The organism is Paraclostridium bifermentans (assembly GCF_964259345.1).
GTDB classification, from domain to species: domain Bacteria; phylum Bacillota; class Clostridia; order Peptostreptococcales; family Peptostreptococcaceae; genus Paraclostridium; species Paraclostridium bifermentans_B.
On the sequence record NZ_CAXVJR010000005.1, the window covers coordinates 242,633 to 259,949 of the forward strand.

The following is a 17,317-nucleotide window of genomic DNA, read 5'->3' on the forward strand; positions in this document are numbered from 1 at the left end:
TATATTTATTTTCAAAATATTTTATACTATAAATATTATACTATTTCAAATAAATAATACAATTTATTATTTATAATCAAAGCAAGGAGTACCAAAACGGTACTCCTTAAAACTTTACATATCTACCTTTATATCTATAGGTAACTTTTGTTTCATAATCATTTGAAGTGAAAATACATAACTATCTTTTTTCTCAACCTCAAAATCAAAATTGTGAATTCTATATTTACCTTCATATTCACTCATTCCGCCACCTATATCATTTTTCCCATCTAATAAACAAACTGATTGCCCATATACACTATCATTATCCCTTATATATACTTTTAATTTACCATCCTCATATTTTACATCCTCTATATACATGGTACTTCCAAAGTACTCTATCTTTTTAGGATAACTATCCTCTAAACTTATTTTTATATCCTTATACTTAGGTCTTACTAAAACTCCATCAGCTATAAGTCTAAAACTATTACTTTTATCATAATAAACAGATGGTACTATAGTTTGTTTATACTCATTCTTATCCCCTTTACCTGATAAGCTTAAATTCTCTTTATACACTTTATTATTACTAGATACTATTTTAAAATCATAAAATCCCTGTATATCCCCAACATCCTTTATTTCTCCACTGCTATAAAGAAACATCATTGTAGGTGATATATCCAATTTATCTATACTTAATTTCAAATTATCTTTTTCTATTAATTTATTAATTTGTATAACTTTTGACTTATTTACTATATTAGGATTTTCTATATTTATATATTCACTTCCTATAACCTCATTTTCTTCGCCTATACTATTTTTACTTAGCTCCAATTTTAATTTAATATTATTTTTATCTTTAGATAATATATTACTTACACCTTCTCCTATAATCTGTACATTTATCTTATTATCACCTTCATCAGTTTTTTCAAAGTTATTAGTTATTGAAATATCATCTGTATTATAGTCTTTTTTAAGTGCATTTGTATCTACAAATAAGCTATAACTTACCTCGTCTTCTTCTTTTTTATCACTAGTTTTATTTTCTTTTATAATTGCATCAAAAGTTATTCTCAAATCGTCTACATAAATATTCTCAACTTCTATATCATAATTTTCTATTTTTAAAATTTGATTATTTGAATTTTTATAATCATTATTTACTGCATTTTCAATTCCTATATCTCCAAATATATATTTAAAAACATCATTTGCAAAGCTTCTAAAAGAAGGTACTAATGAATAAGTTCCTATTAAAATAATTATTGATATAGAGGCTATTTTTAAAAGTTTATGATTTTTCTTAGGCTTAATTTGAGATAGTTTTTCATTTAATTTTTCATCTAAATTCTTAGGAATATCTATATCTTCACCTGAAAAGTTTTCCAATAATTTATCTATATCTTTATCATCTATCTTCATACTCTACAACCTCCAAATCTTTTTTAATATTTTTTAGTGCGGTGTACATTTTTCCTTTAACCGTTCCTATTGGTATATCCAAAAGTTTTGAAATTTCCTCTAATTTATATCCCATGTAAAACTTTAATCTAATCATTTCTCTAGTTTCTTTATCTATATTTTTTAAAGCCATTTCCAAATCCAATTTGCTATCATTATCTACTAAAGGTTTTTGAGTATCTTTTATTTCATCTATAGATATAGTTTTACTTTGTTTCGATAATATGTTTTTAGCTTCATTTATAACAATTCTTAAAAACCAAGTTTTAAAATACTTAGGTTCTTTCAAATTTTTTATTCCCTTTAACCCTTTTTCAACAGCTTGTAAATATGCATCTATACTACTTTGTTCTTCTCTTAGTATTGTGTACGCTATTTTATATCCATCATTTTTTAAATTGTTTACTAAAATACTATAAGCTTCAAAATCTCCTTTTACAGCTTTTTTTACTAACTTAATCTCCATACTAAACCTCCTCTCATATATTAGACTTATGAAAGTTATAAAAAGTTATAATTTTTTATTTTTAATATCAAAACAAGGAGTACCAAAACGGTACTCCTTAAATTATAAATCAACCTTCGTATATATTTGCTTTTAATTTTGTTACGTTAATATAAGTCGAATAATATCCTTCTTTAAATACAAACACAGAGTCAACATACTCTTCTTTTCCATAGATTGCAAATCCATATTTATATGATATAAAGCCATATTTATCTATTTTTAAATTCTCATCTAATTGTAAAAATACTTGTGTAACTTGAGATATTTTACATGTACTTAAATTTATTCCTTTAAATATAATTTCTATTGGAGGAAAAAATTCAAATCCTACAGCTTTACTACCCTCATAGTATACATGCATAACTTCAAAATCATCTACACATTCATTTTCACTTTTCTTAAATGTTATAGGTTTAATACTTAAAGCCTTTACTATCTCTTCATTCTCCATCCCTAACTCTAATATCCCTATGGCTTTATATGAAATTAATTCTAATTTCATGTTTTTAAATTCACCACCCTCTGGTTGTATTAGTGTTTTAATAGAATTGATAATACCACATAATTCCATAAAAATACTGTTTTTGGATTAAAATGTCTAAAAAATGGACTGAAATAATTTATTTTTCGAAATATTAGAAATTCTTTATTTTAGTGCGTAAATTAACTATCTTAGTCCACTTTTATTGATTTTAACGGTTTATAGTGTCTTAATATAATCAATAGATTAAGTCTATTTTAAATATTACTTTAAGAACGGGGGTTTTATTATGGAAACTGAAGTAAGAAAATCTAGAAAACCTATGGTACTAGGAATAATAAGTTTAGTAGCATGGATAATTCCACTAATCGGAATGATAGTTAGTGGTTTTGGAATAGCTATATCATTAAAAAGATTAAAAGAAGACAAATGTAAGGCCTATAAAATAGGTTTAGGATTAAGTATAGTAGGCTTAATTTTAGCAATAGGATATTTTGCTTTTTCATATTATTTAATCATGAACCACATGGTTTAATAGGAGGTATTTATGAAGAATTTTTTCAAATCAATAGGACTATGTCTAGGGGTACTTATTCTAAACCAGATTATAGTAGGTTTTGTTACTTTTATGGGAGCAATTGTTAATCCTGATGAAATAAGTAAATATTTATATACATTAGTTTTTATAGGGGATGTAGTTTCACTTATTTTACTACACTTTATATACTCTGTTTATGATAAGCAGTTGTTAAGTAAAGAGATTTTCAATAAAGTAGATTTTAAAAATATAGTATATATTGCTTTATTAGGAATCGGTTTAAGTGTTCTTTTATTAACTTTAACTGGAATATTAACTAAATTTATTCCAAGCTATATGGATACACAAGAGCAAATAAAAACTGCAAGTAATTCTATATTACAGTTACTTATAACAATAATATTAATTCCTATATGTGAAGAAATAGTATTTAGAAGAGTTATGTTTGGATATTTAAAGGAGCATAACAACATAGTATTTGCAGTTATTTTACAAGCATTAGTATTTGGACTAGCACATGGTAATCTTGTTCAAGGAATATACACATTTATACTTGGTATAGTTTTAGCCTTAGCTTATATGTACTTTAATTCACTATGGGGATGCATTATTTTACATATAGTATTTAACTGTATGGGATTATTAATAGTTCCTAAGTTAACAGCTATTAGTCCAATTTTCGGATACGTAATATTTGTAATAGGTCTAGGATGTTTAGTGTTCTCACTTTTAAAGTTATCAAAGAAATATGAACATGTACTATATGAATAATAAAATATTTTAAAACAAAACAAGGAGTACCAAAACGGTACTCCTTAAACTTTGCTAAATTTCTATATTTGAATCTATTGTATCAAAATCTATATTTATTATGAACATATCTCCTATTATCTCTATATTTAATGTTCCACCTTGTGCCTCAACAAATCCTTTTGCTATAGAAAGTCCAAGCCCTGATCCTTCAGTATTTCTCGATATATCTCCTCGCTTACACTTTTCTATTATTTCATTTGCATCAAAGTTTAGCGGATGATTAGATATATTTTTCATAGTAATATTAACTTTATTATCAGTTTTTATAATATCTATATATACTCTTGTTGCTTCTAACGAATATTTAACTATATTAGATATAAGATTTTCAAATACTCTCCAAGTTTTATCTCCATCTAACATAACATAGATTTCTTCATTAGGTGTATTTACTACAAAGTCTAAGTTGGCACTTTCTATTAAATTATCCATTTCTACTATACTTTGAGTTAGTAGTTGATTTATATCAGTTTTTTCTAATTTTAATTCTATATTATTACTACTTATCTTAGAAGCTTCAAATAAATCATCAATTAAGACCTTTAATCTATTAGATCTAGCATCTAAAACTTTCACATAGTCTTTAACATGCTCTGGCTTTATATCTTCCTTTTTCATTAGACTTATATAATTTATTATGGCAGTAAGTGGAGTTTTCAAGTCATGTGATACATTTGTAATTAACTCGGTTTTTAATCTCTCACTTTTTAATCTATCTTCCACTGCATTATTTATAGACTCGCCTATTTCATTTACATCTTCTACCATATCTTTAAAAAACTCATCATTAGGTATATCTACTTTATAATTTAAATTACCTTTTCTAATTTCATGTATTCCTTTTTGTATATGTTGCATCTTGTTTATTTTCCTTAATATAAAATAAAATAATACTACATTCATAAGTATAGGAATAGCCAATCTCATAACAAGCATACTTGAAGACATATATCTAAAATTATCATTCATAAGCATGCCTGCAAATGAAAGTATAATTTGAATACCTATTATACTTATAAAAATAACTGCATACTTTACTACTAGCTTATTTTCTTTAAGTTCTAAATTATTATTTATAATGTATTTTATTAAATCCATACTATAGAAACATATAAAAAATGTTGCAATTGTATTTATAAGTATATAGAAAATATTTGGATCATGATTATATGGACTTACAATAGATATAATTACTACACCTATTATAGATAAACTGTTATAAATAGAAATATTATTTTTTATATTTTTCTTACTTTTTATCATGTACATAATTCCCATAGCTATTAAAACTATCCCTGCTAATATCGTAGACCCTATAAATAATATAGCTTCTTTTTTATACCCTACATATTGCTTATATCTTATATACAACTTATCATTACTATTTTCTTGTCTTTTACTTATAACATCTTTATCTGGAATTGCAATATATGTAGTTACGTTCTCTTTTTTAGTAAGTGCTATATTTCCAAAACTCTTAGTTTCATATTGTATTTTTTTATTATCTTGTAGCAAATACATAGAATCATTTTTAAAATTCATTTCAAGAATATATGGATAGTCTTGTACCTTCTTCATATATTCCTCTAAATCCTTATTACCTTGATTTGAATATATCTGCTTGCTATCATTATTTATAACAAATATATTAGCTAATTTATCTTCATTTAATATCTTTGTGCTTTCTTTTTTATGCTTTAATATTTTTTCACTTGCATTATCTCCAACTACTGTATAGACAGAGTTTTTCGCTGCTTCATATAAGTAAAAATCTAACTCATAGCTTTTATAAAAGTTACTAGAAAAATTGTCTATATAGTATTTTAGATCATCTATATTATACGTTATTATACTTATACAAAAACATATAAGTAAAGCTATTATATTCTTATTCTTTTTCAATTTTATATCCCACTCCCCATACTACTTTTATATATTTAGGCTCTTTAGGGTTTATTTCTATCTTTTCTCTTATTCTTCTTATATGTACTGCCACAGTTCTATCACAGTTATATCCTGGCTCTTCCCAAACATTTTCATATAACTGCCTTGATGAAAATACTCTTCCTTGGTTTTTTAATAATAGTTTAAGTATTTTATATTCTATAGGTGTTAACTTAACTAACTCTCCATCTACAGTAACTTCCTTACTCACATTATTTAAAACTAACTCTTTATGTCTTAATACATCTTGGTCTTCATTTTTGTAATTCCCAAGGTTTACATATCTTCTCAAATTAGATTTAACTCTAGCTACTAATTCTAATGGGTTAAATGGTTTAGTTATATAATCATCAGCACCCATATTAAGCCCTATTATCTTATCAGTATCTTGAGACTTTGCAGATACTAATATTATTGGTATATTCTTTTCTTCTCTTATTTTTAACGTAGCACTTAATCCATCTAATCTTGGCATCATTATGTCCATCAATATAATATGAACATCTTTTTCTATCAAAACTTCCATAGCCTCAATTCCATCATAAGCCTTATATACATTTAAACCTTCATTTCTTAGATGTATTTCCATAGAATTTACTATATCTATATCATCATCAACTAATAATACATTCCCTTTAAACATTTCCATCACCTCACTTCCATATTATACCATTGTACTATATTTCTTTTAACAAATCCCTTAGCCTATATGTTAAATTATGGATTAATTTTTTTACGATTTAGTAACTACTTTATTAAGATTTTCTTAAGATTTATATTACAAAAAATAAAGGAGTACCAAAACGGTACTCCTTAAGCTGTAACTAAAGCTTCTTTCTTTAAAATTTCTAAAAGCTCCACTAATTCTTTTATCTCATAAGTAACTGCTACTCCATTACGATCTTTTCCCATAGGATTAAACCACACACAATCAATCCCAAAATTATTAGCACCCTTAATATCCGAAGCTAAATTATCTCCTATCATAAGAGTATCTTCTTTACTTAAAAAATCATATTTATCAAATATAATCTTAAAAAACTCAATATTTGGTTTCTCAACGCCCATCTCCTCAGAAATAAACACATCATCAAAAAGCTCACCCATCTTAGAATCCTTAAGTCTTTGATGTTGAGTTCTTCCAACGCCATTAGTCCCAGCAAATATCTTATAACCTCTATCTCTAAGCTCTTTTAAAACTTCCATAGACATAGGAAGAATCTTATGACCTCTAGTTAAACAATCTTGATAGTCTCTTTCAACTTCTTTCCCATCAATATCATAACCATATAAAGCAAAAAAGTCCTCAAACCTCTTACTCAAAGCTTCTTCTTTATCTATAAGTCCCTTTTCTATCTTGCTCCAAAACCCTCTATTAATAGTCTTATACTCATTAATCGTCTTTTCCTCAAAAGGAATACCATACTTATTAAAAATAACCTCTAAAGAATTTCTCTCATTATCTTGAAAATCCAGTAAAGTATCATCTAAATCGAAAATTAAGTTTTTATAATGTCTCATACTTTCACCTCATTTAATATAATACTCTATTTGCTTTTAAAATAACATATTTATATCATCAAAAAGAGACTTCCATTAACTAGAAAGCCTCTATATATCACTTATTTATATAATTTTTCACCTTAAAATTTTAAATCCTACGCATTAACACTAGCTTCTTTATTAACTATAGATAATAGCTCCATTAACTCACTTATCTCATAAGTTGGCTTAACAGTACTAGCCTCTTTCCCTAAAGGATTAAACCATACAGAATCTATACCAAAATTACACGCTCCCTGTATATCAGAAGTTAAACTATCACCTATCATCAAAGCATTTGCCTTCGTTATATCATCATACTTATCAAAAATAATCTTATAGAAATTAACATTAGGTTTCTCAAATCCCATCTCTTCAGATATAAATAAATCATCAAACAAACCTATTAAACCTGAATCCTTAAGTCTTCTTCTCTGAGTTTCCCCTAAACCATTAGTACCTGCTAAAATCTTATAATCATTATCCTTTAAATACTCTAAAAGCTCAGTTGCATTTGGCAACTTCTTATGCCCTTCATTTAAATACTTACGGTAATCATCCTCAACAACTCTACCTTTTATATCATATCCGTAAATCTTGAAAAACTCCTCAAATCTGTTACATAAAACTTCCTCTTTAGTAACAAGCCCCTTCTCTAAATCACACCAAAACCTTCTATTAATAGCTCTATACTTCTCAACAGAATCCTTCTCAAAAGGAATATCATACTTACTAAAAAGCAACTCCAATGCCTTTATCTCCGTATCCTTAAAATCTAACAAGGTATCATCTAAGTCGAATATTAAATACTTATACTTTTTCATCTGCTCACCCCTTTATACTATAGTACTATATTTCGATATAAAATAACATGCATTTCCCCGCTCTTCTATCTCTCCCCACAAAAAAAACACTTGGGGTGTATTTTAGCGAAAGGTGTGTGTGTAAGTTGTAGCGACATTTACAAGCAGCTTCATCGCTTGTATGGAGCAAAACTTACACACACACCTTGAGCGCCCCAACACACCCCAAGTATCTACTAACATCCGCAATCGGACTTTATTTCTACTGGTATAATTTTTTCCAAATCAGTACCCTTACACCACATTTTAATATACCCACAACCAGGTCTTTCACCTATAAAAGTAGTACAAAAGCACCCATCTCCAAAACTAAGAGCTGGACTAAAACTAAGATTACCCAACCCATAATCAGACAACTCAAACTCAACTATAGGACTTTTTATAGGATGACCATGAGCATCTACCAATATACCAAAAATCATCTGCTTACAACCACACATAACCTCTACCTTATAAGGAAACATCAACTTAAGACAAACAGGATTAGGGCCTTGTGGCTTACACTCTACCTTCTTTTTCTTCTTACGCCCTCTATAATCATCTTCATCTATTACCTCATCCACTATAATATCCCCATGACCTGCATTTATCTTATCTAAAATAAACTCATGTAAATCCTCTTCGCAAGTTATATGCTTACCCTCTATAATAAAATTGAACTTCTCCATTCATACACCACCTCATAGCATATTTAGAGTAGTATATAATATGTCTAACAAGTGTAAATTGTTCATTAATAAATTGAAAAATGTCAATTTTTCCCCACAAAAAAGAGACTGTCTTATGAGCTTAGCGAAGGGTTGGTGTATAGGTTGCCGCGACATTTACAAGCATCTTTCCAGCTTGTATGGAGCAAAACCTATACACCATCCCTGAGCGCCCCCTCAAAGACAGCCTCGTTTATCCTATTTTCCTTTGAAGAAATCTTCTATTTTTTGTCCAAAAGTTTTCTTTTTCTCGTGAACCTCATCTCCACAAGATTCAGCAAATTGCTTTAACAGATCTTTTTGCTTATCATTTAACTTCTTAGGAACCTCAACAGTAACCTTAACATATTGGTCACCTCTAGAATTTCCTCTCATCTTAGATATACCTTTTTCTCTTAATCTAAACACAGTACCTGTTTGAGTTCCAGCTGGTACAGTATACATAACCTTACCATCTAATGTTGGAACCTCTATCTCATCACCAAGTGTTGCCTGAACAAAAGTTATAGGTAACTCAAAGTAAACATCAAATCCATCTCTAGTAAATAATGGATGAGACTTAACATTAACAACAATATATAAATCTCCTCTTGGTCCACCCTTAGTACCTAAATCACCTTGACCACTTAACTTGATTATTTGTCCATCATCTATACCTGCTGGTATATCAACTTCTATAGTCTTAGTTTTTCTAATCTTACCAGAACCATGACACTTTTCACAAGGAGACTCAAATACTTCTCCTTCTCCGTTACATGTAGAACATACTCTTGAGCTCATTATATTACCAAATGGAGTTCTTTGAGCAGTTCTAACCTCTCCTGAACCATTACATGTAGGACAAGTCTTCTTAGAAGTTCCTGGTTTAGCACCACTTCCATGACACTCACTACATTCCTCTGTTCTATTTATCTTAACAGACTTATTAACTCCAAATGCAGCTTCCTCAAAAGTTATAGTAACTGATTGTTTTATATCAGCTCCACGTTCAGGTCCTCTTCTTCTAGGTCTTGAACCACCGCCGAAGCCTCCACCGAACATATCTCCGAATATATCACCAAATATATCTTCGAATCCGCCAGCTCCACCGCCGAAACCACCGAATCCACCTTGGCCACCGAATCCTCCGTTTACACCTTCATGTCCGAATTGATCATAGTTAGCTCTCTTTGTTTCATCTGATAATACTTCATATGCTTCGTTTATTTCTTTAAACTTTGCTTCAGCTTCTTTATCATCCGGGTTTCTATCTGGATGATACTTCATTGCAAGTTTTCTGTATGCTTTTTTTAATGCTTGTGCATCAGCGCCTTTATCAACACCTAGCACCTCATAATAGTCTCTTTTAGCCACTTCTTGCCACCACCTTCTAATACATAACAATAGCTTGTAGATTACTACAAGCTATTATTAATTTTATATATTTATTATATACAAGTAACAATCTTTTTTAAATACTATTTTTGCTCATCTACTTCTCTGAAATCAGCATCTACTACATTGTCATCTTGGTTAGTTTCTTCTTGAGCTTCAGCAGCTTCACCTTGAGCTCCTGCTTGTTGGTACATTTGCTCAGCTATTTTGTGGAATTTGTTATTTAATTCTTCTAATGCTTTCTTTAATTCCTCAGCTTTAACTCCTTCTTTATCTTTTAACTCTTTTAATTTAGCTATTTCAGCTTCAACTTCACTCTTAGCAGCTGCATCTACTTTATCTCCAGCTTCACTTAAAGTTTTTTCCATTTGATATATAGTAGCTTCTGTTTGGTTAACAGCTTCTATTTTCTCTTTTTTCTCTTTATCAGCTTCAGCGTTCATTTCAGCTTCTTTAACTTTTGCTTGTATTTCTTCTTCACTTAAGTTAGTTCCTGAAGTTATAGTAACTTTTTGCTCTTTTCCAGTTCCTAAATCTTTAGCAGTAACATGAACTATACCGTTAGCATCTATATCGAAAGTAACTTCTATTTGAGGTATTCCTCTTGGAGCTGGTGGTATATCAGTTAATTGGAATCTACCTAAAGTAGTGTTGTCGTAAGACATACTTCTTTCACCTTGAAGAACATGTATATCAACAGCAGTTTGGTTATCTGCAGCAGTTGAGAATACTTGAGATTTCTTAGTTGGTATAGTAGTATTTCTTTCTATTATCTTAGTCATTACGTTACCCATAGTTTCTATTCCTAATGATAATGGAGTAACATCAAGTAATAATAAGTCTTTAACATCTCCAGCTAAAACACCAGCTTGTATAGCAGCACCAGCAGCAACACACTCATCTGGGTTTATACCTTTGTGAGGCTCTTTTCCTATGAATTTCTTAACAGCTTCTTGAACAGCTGGTATTCTTGTAGATCCACCAACTAATAATACATCATCTATATCAGAAGTTGAAAGTCCAGCATCTTGTAATGCTCTTCTTGTTGGTTCCATAGTTTTTTCTACTAAGTGAGCAGTTAACTCATCAAACTTAGCTCTTGATAAATCTATATTCATATGCTTTGGTCCTTCAGCAGTAGCTGTTATGAAAGGTAAGTTTATGTTAGTACTCATTGTTGAAGATAATTCTTTCTTAGCTTTCTCAGCAGCTTCTTTTAATCTTTGAAGAGCCATTTTATCATTTCTTAAATCAACACCCTCAGCTTTTTTGAATTCTTCAGCTAAGTAGTCTATTATAACTTGGTCAAAGTCGTCTCCACCTAATCTGTTGTTACCAGCAGTAGCTAAAACTTCGAAAGTTCCATCTCCTATTTCAAGAACAGATACGTCAAAAGTTCCTCCACCTAAGTCAAATACTAATATTTTCTTTTCTTGGTCTAATTTATCCATACCGTAAGCAAGTGCAGCAGCAGTTGGCTCGTTTATTATTCTCTTAACATCAAGTCCTGCTATTCTACCTGCATCTTTAGTTGCTTGTCTTTGAGCATCTGTGAAGTATGCTGGAACTGTTATAACAGCTTCAGTTACAGGTTGCCCTAAGTAGCTTTCAGCATCAGCTTTTAATTTTTGTAATGTTATAGCTGATATTTCTTGTGGACTATAATCTTTTCCATCTATGTTAACTTTGTAATCAGTTCCCATGTGAGTTTTTATTGATATTATTGTTCTATCTGCATTAGTAACTGCTTGTCTTTTTGCAGGCTCTCCTACTATTCTTTCTCCATCTTTAGTAAAAGCAACTACTGATGGAGTAGTTCTCATACCTTCTGAGTTTGCTATTATTTGAGGTTCTCCACCTTCTAATACTGCAACACAAGAGTTAGTTGTTCCTAAGTCAATTCCTATTATTTTTCCCATTTTAATATCCTCCTTGATTTTCTATATATAATATTGATATTAATTCAATCTTGATTTTAAAAATTTATATTAGCAAGATACCTTAACCATTGTAGGTCTTAATACCTTAGTATTTAGCTTATAACCTTTTTGTAAAACCATAACTACTTGGTTAGGTTCTACTCCATCTACTGCTTCTTGCATAACTGCTAAGTGTAGGTTTGGATCAAATTCTTGACCATCAGCATTTATTTCTTCTAGTCCGAATTTTTCAAATGTAGCTTTTAATTGTTTTTGCACCATGTCAATACCTTTGTACATGTTATCTTCTTTATCAGTACAAGCATCTAAAGCTCTTTCCATGTTATCCATAACAGGTATTAATTCATTTAATATCTTCTCATTAGCATATATACCCATAGTTTCTTTCTCTTGTTGAGTTCTTCTTCTATAGTTTGCATATTCTGCTTGAAGTCTTTGTAGAGTATCAGTAAGCTCTTCTATCTTACTATCTTTTTCATCAGCATCTGTTGCTTCTTTAGCTTCAGTTGCTTCTTCTTGAGCCTCTTCTATTGTTTCTTCTACTACTTCCTCTGATGCATTATCTTTTAATTCTTCTTGTATTTCTTCTTGCTTATTATTTTCCAAAACTTACACCCCTAACTATTTTTTGTTTAGTAGTAGTCCCATGTAATTAAGTATCGAGTAAACTTTCGCATAATCCATTCTAGTTGGACCAATCAAGCTTATCTTTCCTACTACATTTTTATCTATATTGTAAGTTGCAGTAATAACACTACAATCTTGAGCTACCTCGCATTTATTATCACTACCGATAATTATATTTAGGTTTTCTTTTTGAATTCCTTTTGATTTTAACATGTTAGATATATTTTCTTTTTCTTCTAACATAGTTAAAAATGTTTTAGCTCTAACCACATCGCTAAACTCTGGGAAGTTGAATATATTAGTTGCTCCACTTAACGACATTGCCGTTTCGTTTTCTTCAAACTCAAAGTTTAGTGCGTCTATAAGCTTATCTATAAATAAAGAGTTTTCCGTTATTTCATATTTTATATAATTTAAAAACTCTTCATCAATCTCAGTTATACTTTTTCCTACAAGCTTTTTAGTAAGATTATCAGAAATTAAATTAAGCTTAGATTGATCTATTTGCATATTAGTCGATAATGTAGTATTTTTTATTTCACCTTTTTCAGTTACTACTATAAGTACTACACTTTTTTCATTTAAACCAACTAACTGAACATGTTTTATAAGCTGAGGATTTAATGCATTTTTAGTAACAGCTATCGTTGTATAATTTGTAAGTCTTGATATCAACTTAGATGTTTCATGTATTAAATCTTGCATATAATTCATATTACTTGTAATAGATTCCTCTATTAAATGTTTTTCAATGTCATTTAACTCACATTCATTCATTAAAGACTCTACATAAAGCTTATATCCTTTTTCTGAAGGAATTCTTCCTGAGGAGGTATGAGGTTGAATTAAATATCCTAATTCTTCTAAGTCAGCCATCTCATTTCTTATAGTTGCTGCGCTAACTCCTAGCTCATACTTTTTAGAAAGAGTTCTAGATCCTACAGCTTCTGCAGTATCTATATAATCTTTAACTATAGCTTTCAGGATATTTAGTTTTCTTTCATTCAATTCCATCATAGCCTTAAGCCTCCTCTTCTTTGTTAGCACTCATCAATTTGGAGTGCTAAAAGATTATATATATTTTATATCACTTTAAATTTCCTTTGTCAACACTTTTGAATTAATTTATAAATTCAATAAATACACTATTTGATATTTCTCTTCCCTTTTGAGTTAATAAAACGTTGGAATTCTCTATTTTCAAAAGTTTTCTATCAATTAATTTATCTAAAATATTTTTGTATAGATCACAAAAATCTATTTCAAATCTTTCCTTAAATATATCTAAGTTTATACCTTCATTCATTCTAAGTCCCATGAAAATAAACTCTTCAATCTTATCTTGTTTACTCAATTCATTTTCTTCATTTATAGGCTTTTCATTATTATTTAAACGCTCATTGTATTCATTTAAGCTTTCTACATTTGAGTATCTTACATCACCTATATATCCTGAAGCTCCAGGCCCTAGTCCTAAATAATTATCACATTTCCAATAGATAATATTATGTTTACATTCATGCCCTTCTTTTGAGTAGTTAGATATCTCATATTGATTATATCCATTTTCTTTTAAAGTATTTATAGTGTATTCATACATATCTATATCAGTATCTTCATCTTGCAATTCAAATTCATTTCTTTCATACATATCGTATAATTTAGTGCCCTCTTCCAATATAAGAGAATATGCCGAAATATGTGATGGGTTTAAGCCTATAATTTTATCTAATGTTTCTTTCCATTCCTCAGTCTTTTGATTTGGAAGTGCATACATTAAATCTATATTTATATTTTTAAAGCCTACATCAATAGCATCATGATAGTTTTTCTCAAATTCCTCATATGTATGTATTCTTCCTATTGATTTTAAATGATGATTTTGAACAGCTTGAAGTCCAATACTCAATCTATTTATACCCATTTTTTTCATGGCTATCAACTTTTCTTTATTTATTGTTCCTGGATTACATTCTATAGTTATTTCAGCATCTTCTTTTATATTGAAGTTTTCATACATGCTTTTAACTAACTTTTCTAATTCCTCTGGCTTTAATATACTTGGAGTTCCACCACCAAAGAACACAGTATCAAAACACTTGTCCTTAAAATGTTTTTTATATAGTTTCATCTCCCTTTCTATGTTTATTAAATAGTCTTCTTTTTCATTACTCTTAATTTTGTAAGAGTTAAAATCGCAATAAAAACATTTTTGTGCACAAAACGGCACATGTATATATAGTCCTAACATAATTTCTCCTTTTATGTAAAATATCATTGTTATTATTATACCTTAAAATATATCTATGCTAATCTTATAATTTAACAATTATTTCATTATATATACTGTTACATAATTAAAGAGGTTATACCTATTAATAAGATACAACCTCTTTGCATTTTGAGTAAAAAAGAGATAGTGCCTAAACACTATCTCTTCATATATATATATTAGTTATTATTTTTCTTAGTCATTACTGAGTATACAGGTAATCCTATAGCTGTAACTATTAATCCACCAACTGCTATTACAGTGTTGCTCATTAATTGGTTAACTATAACGAATAATCCACCAGCTATTGCTACTAATGGTATTATTGGGTATAGAGGCACTCTGTATGGTCTCTCTAAGTTTGGTTGATCTTTTCTTAACTTCATTACACCTACGAAAGTTAATACGTAGAATACCCATATTATGAATATTGTTAAGTCAGTTAATAAGTTGAATTGTCCAGAAAGTGCATATAAACAAGCAAGTATTGCCATTAAGAATGTAGCATTTGCTGGAACTCCACCTTTGTTTAACTTAGATAATGCTTTGCTTCCTGGTAATGTACCTTCACAAGCTAAAGCGTAAGATATTCTTGGTCCAGTTAATAAGTATCCGTTTAATCCACCGAACACAGATATTAATATACCAGCAGTAACTAATTTACCACCAACTGCTCCGAACATCTTTTCAGCAACTAATGCTGCTGGAGCACTTACTTGTGCCATTTCGTTAGCTGGTACAACCCATAAGTAAGCTAAGTTTATTACTACATAAACTGCCATAACTATTGATAATCCACCAACTATAGCTTTTGGTAAGTCTTTACCTGGGTTTTTCATTTCCCCAGCTATAGCACCAACGTTTATCCATCCGTCATATGCGAATAATGCTGCTATTAAAACTTGTCCTAAAACAGTACCTACTGATAAATTCTCTGCTACTAACGGAGTAGTTATAGAGTTATCACCAGATCCGTTTATGAATCCGAATACCATTATAACACCTAATGGTATTAATTTACATATAGTGGCAACAGTTTGTATAGTACCACCTAATTTTGAACCTACTGTATTTAATACAGCTAAGAATAATATGATTCCTAATGCTATTGGTAAAACAACAGCCATATTGTTTTCACTTTGACCTATTAATGTAGCTGCTTGTTGTGCAAATATAACACCTAATGCAGCTGCAGTAGCAGGGAAGAATAATACCGTTTGCATCCATCCTGTTAAAAATCCTAATCTGTCACCATATATCTCTTTGATATATATCATCATTCCACCAGTTTTTGGTATTGCTGCTGAAACCTCAGCTGCTGTAAGTCCAGCTGCTATTGTTATAACACCAGCTATAATCCATGCTAACATACCTAATCCTGGAGCTCCACCTGTTGCTTGGTATATTGCTTGTGGCTTGAAGAATACTCCTGCCCCTATAACCATACCTACAACTGTAGAAAGAGCTGCTGAAAGTCCTAAAGTCTTTTGAAGTCCTTTGTTACTCATCGTTTTCCTCCTATGTTTATCTTTTGTTATTAAAATGTCCAATATGAATATTACTACATTTTTTCTTAAATAACAATAGATTTCGACACTTTTATTAATTTTTTTCTGTTAGAATTATAATTACTCTTTATTTTGCAGTTTAATTAAGTTTTTCATAATTATCTGCCATTATTTAATATTATTAATTTGCACAATTTTCTTTATATTTTTAAAATTGCACTCTTTATGAAAACGTTTCTTCATTTTTGAATGTATAACATCTTTATTTCTAAAATTAACACATATTCAATTAATATACTTTTATTTCTAATTTGTATATTAATATTTGAATAAAATGGCTAGTTTACTAAATTTAATAATTTAACTGTTATTTTTTCACTATCTAATATATATATTCATTTTTAAAGTAATTAGAAAATCTAACTTTACAAAAAATAAAAATTTTAGCTTCTACAATTTCGTTAGTCAATAAAAACGTCTTTAAAAGTTTACTTATATTAGGTTATTTGTAACTCCAAATTTTCCTAAAAAACACCTAATTTCAAAATAAGATTTCTACTTTTTTTACGCACTAAAAAGAATTAAAAATTTACTTTACTTTAACCAAAACTTCTTCATATCTCCAACTACTTCGTTCGTTGCATAAAAAAAGTAGGATAAAATATCCTACACCAATCGTAATACAGTCAATTACCACCACTTAAATTACCTACGGCAATTTGTAAGATAGTGGCTTGTCGAG

At 29.2% G+C, this 17,317-nt stretch carries 16 protein-coding genes; 2 read left to right on the forward strand and 14 right to left on the reverse strand.

Annotation, left to right across the window (positions count from 1 at the left end):
- Positions 1-114: 114 nt before the first annotated feature.
- The 3 genes from ACEXNK_RS11760 to ACEXNK_RS11770 all read right to left on the reverse strand — a co-directional run bounded on the left by ACEXNK_RS11760 (position 115) and on the right by ACEXNK_RS11770 (position 2,468).
- The gene (locus ACEXNK_RS11760; RefSeq protein WP_373598735.1) at positions 115-1,419 is read right to left on the reverse strand and encodes a hypothetical protein; all 1,305 of its coding nucleotides are present in this window, start codon (positions 1,417-1,419) and stop codon (positions 115-117) included.
- Positions 1,406-1,924 (reverse strand): sigma-70 family RNA polymerase sigma factor, encoded by a 519-nt coding sequence (locus tag ACEXNK_RS11765; RefSeq protein ID WP_373598736.1) that lies wholly within the window; start codon positions 1,922-1,924, stop codon positions 1,406-1,408. The genes ACEXNK_RS11760 and ACEXNK_RS11765 overlap by 14 nt, the downstream gene beginning before the upstream one ends.
- A gap of 109 nt (positions 1,925-2,033) precedes the next feature.
- Entirely contained in the window at positions 2,034-2,468 is a 435-nt protein-coding gene (locus tag ACEXNK_RS11770) for a hypothetical protein (RefSeq protein WP_373598737.1), read from the reverse strand.
- A gap of 268 nt (positions 2,469-2,736) precedes the next feature.
- On the opposite strand from ACEXNK_RS11770, the gene ACEXNK_RS11775 reads away from it, so the two are divergent.
- Both ACEXNK_RS11775 and ACEXNK_RS11780 read left to right on the forward strand, forming a co-directional pair.
- Complete coding sequence (locus tag ACEXNK_RS11775; RefSeq protein ID WP_373598738.1) at positions 2,737-2,982, forward strand: hypothetical protein; 246 nt, start codon at positions 2,737-2,739, stop codon at positions 2,980-2,982.
- A 12-nt stretch (positions 2,983-2,994) separates the two neighbouring features.
- Positions 2,995-3,756, forward strand: coding sequence for a CPBP family intramembrane glutamic endopeptidase (locus tag ACEXNK_RS11780; protein ID WP_373598739.1), 762 nt, complete (start codon positions 2,995-2,997; stop codon positions 3,754-3,756).
- 54 nt (positions 3,757-3,810) lie between these two features.
- Here the strand turns inward: ACEXNK_RS11780 and ACEXNK_RS11785 are convergent, their stop codons facing one another.
- From ACEXNK_RS11785 to ACEXNK_RS11835, 11 genes are all read right to left on the reverse strand, one after another.
- Positions 3,811-5,700: a sensor histidine kinase gene (locus tag ACEXNK_RS11785; protein ID WP_373598740.1), complete on the reverse strand. Its 1,890-nt coding sequence runs from the start codon at positions 5,698-5,700 to the stop codon at positions 3,811-3,813.
- Positions 5,687-6,391: a response regulator transcription factor gene (locus ACEXNK_RS11790; RefSeq protein WP_373601604.1), complete on the reverse strand. Its 705-nt coding sequence runs from the start codon at positions 6,389-6,391 to the stop codon at positions 5,687-5,689. Before ACEXNK_RS11790 ends, ACEXNK_RS11785 begins: the two co-directional genes overlap by 14 nt.
- Positions 6,392-6,555: 164 nt before the next feature.
- On the reverse strand, positions 6,556-7,263 hold the full coding sequence (locus ACEXNK_RS11795; RefSeq protein WP_373598742.1) for a YjjG family noncanonical pyrimidine nucleotidase: 708 nt from the start codon (positions 7,261-7,263) through the stop codon (positions 6,556-6,558).
- A 137-nt stretch (positions 7,264-7,400) separates the two neighbouring features.
- On the reverse strand, positions 7,401-8,108 hold the full coding sequence (locus ACEXNK_RS11800; protein ID WP_373598743.1) for a YjjG family noncanonical pyrimidine nucleotidase: 708 nt from the start codon (positions 8,106-8,108) through the stop codon (positions 7,401-7,403).
- A gap of 215 nt (positions 8,109-8,323) precedes the next feature.
- The gene (locus ACEXNK_RS11805; protein WP_373598744.1) at positions 8,324-8,815 is read right to left on the reverse strand and encodes a hypothetical protein; all 492 of its coding nucleotides are present in this window, start codon (positions 8,813-8,815) and stop codon (positions 8,324-8,326) included.
- Between the two features lie 237 nt (positions 8,816-9,052).
- On the reverse strand, positions 9,053-10,207 hold the full coding sequence (dnaJ, locus tag ACEXNK_RS11810) for a molecular chaperone DnaJ (protein WP_373598745.1): 1,155 nt from the start codon (positions 10,205-10,207) through the stop codon (positions 9,053-9,055).
- A gap of 104 nt (positions 10,208-10,311) precedes the next feature.
- Entirely contained in the window at positions 10,312-12,147 is a 1,836-nt protein-coding gene (dnaK, locus tag ACEXNK_RS11815; protein WP_373598746.1) for a molecular chaperone DnaK, read from the reverse strand.
- Between the two features lie 69 nt (positions 12,148-12,216).
- Positions 12,217-12,774: a nucleotide exchange factor GrpE gene (gene grpE / locus ACEXNK_RS11820; RefSeq protein WP_373598747.1), complete on the reverse strand. Its 558-nt coding sequence runs from the start codon at positions 12,772-12,774 to the stop codon at positions 12,217-12,219.
- A gap of 15 nt (positions 12,775-12,789) precedes the next feature.
- Positions 12,790-13,809 carry a heat-inducible transcriptional repressor HrcA gene (hrcA, locus tag ACEXNK_RS11825; RefSeq protein WP_373598865.1) on the reverse strand — a complete coding sequence of 340 codons (1,020 nt, stop codon included), beginning with the start codon at positions 13,807-13,809 and terminating at the stop codon, positions 12,790-12,792.
- A 106-nt stretch (positions 13,810-13,915) separates the two neighbouring features.
- Positions 13,916-15,046: a radical SAM family heme chaperone HemW gene (gene hemW / locus ACEXNK_RS11830; protein WP_373598748.1), complete on the reverse strand. Its 1,131-nt coding sequence runs from the start codon at positions 15,044-15,046 to the stop codon at positions 13,916-13,918.
- Positions 15,047-15,246: 200 nt separating this feature from the next.
- On the reverse strand, positions 15,247-16,575 hold the full coding sequence (locus ACEXNK_RS11835) for an APC family permease (RefSeq protein ID WP_373598749.1): 1,329 nt from the start codon (positions 16,573-16,575) through the stop codon (positions 15,247-15,249).
- Positions 16,576-17,317: the final 742 nt, after the last annotated feature.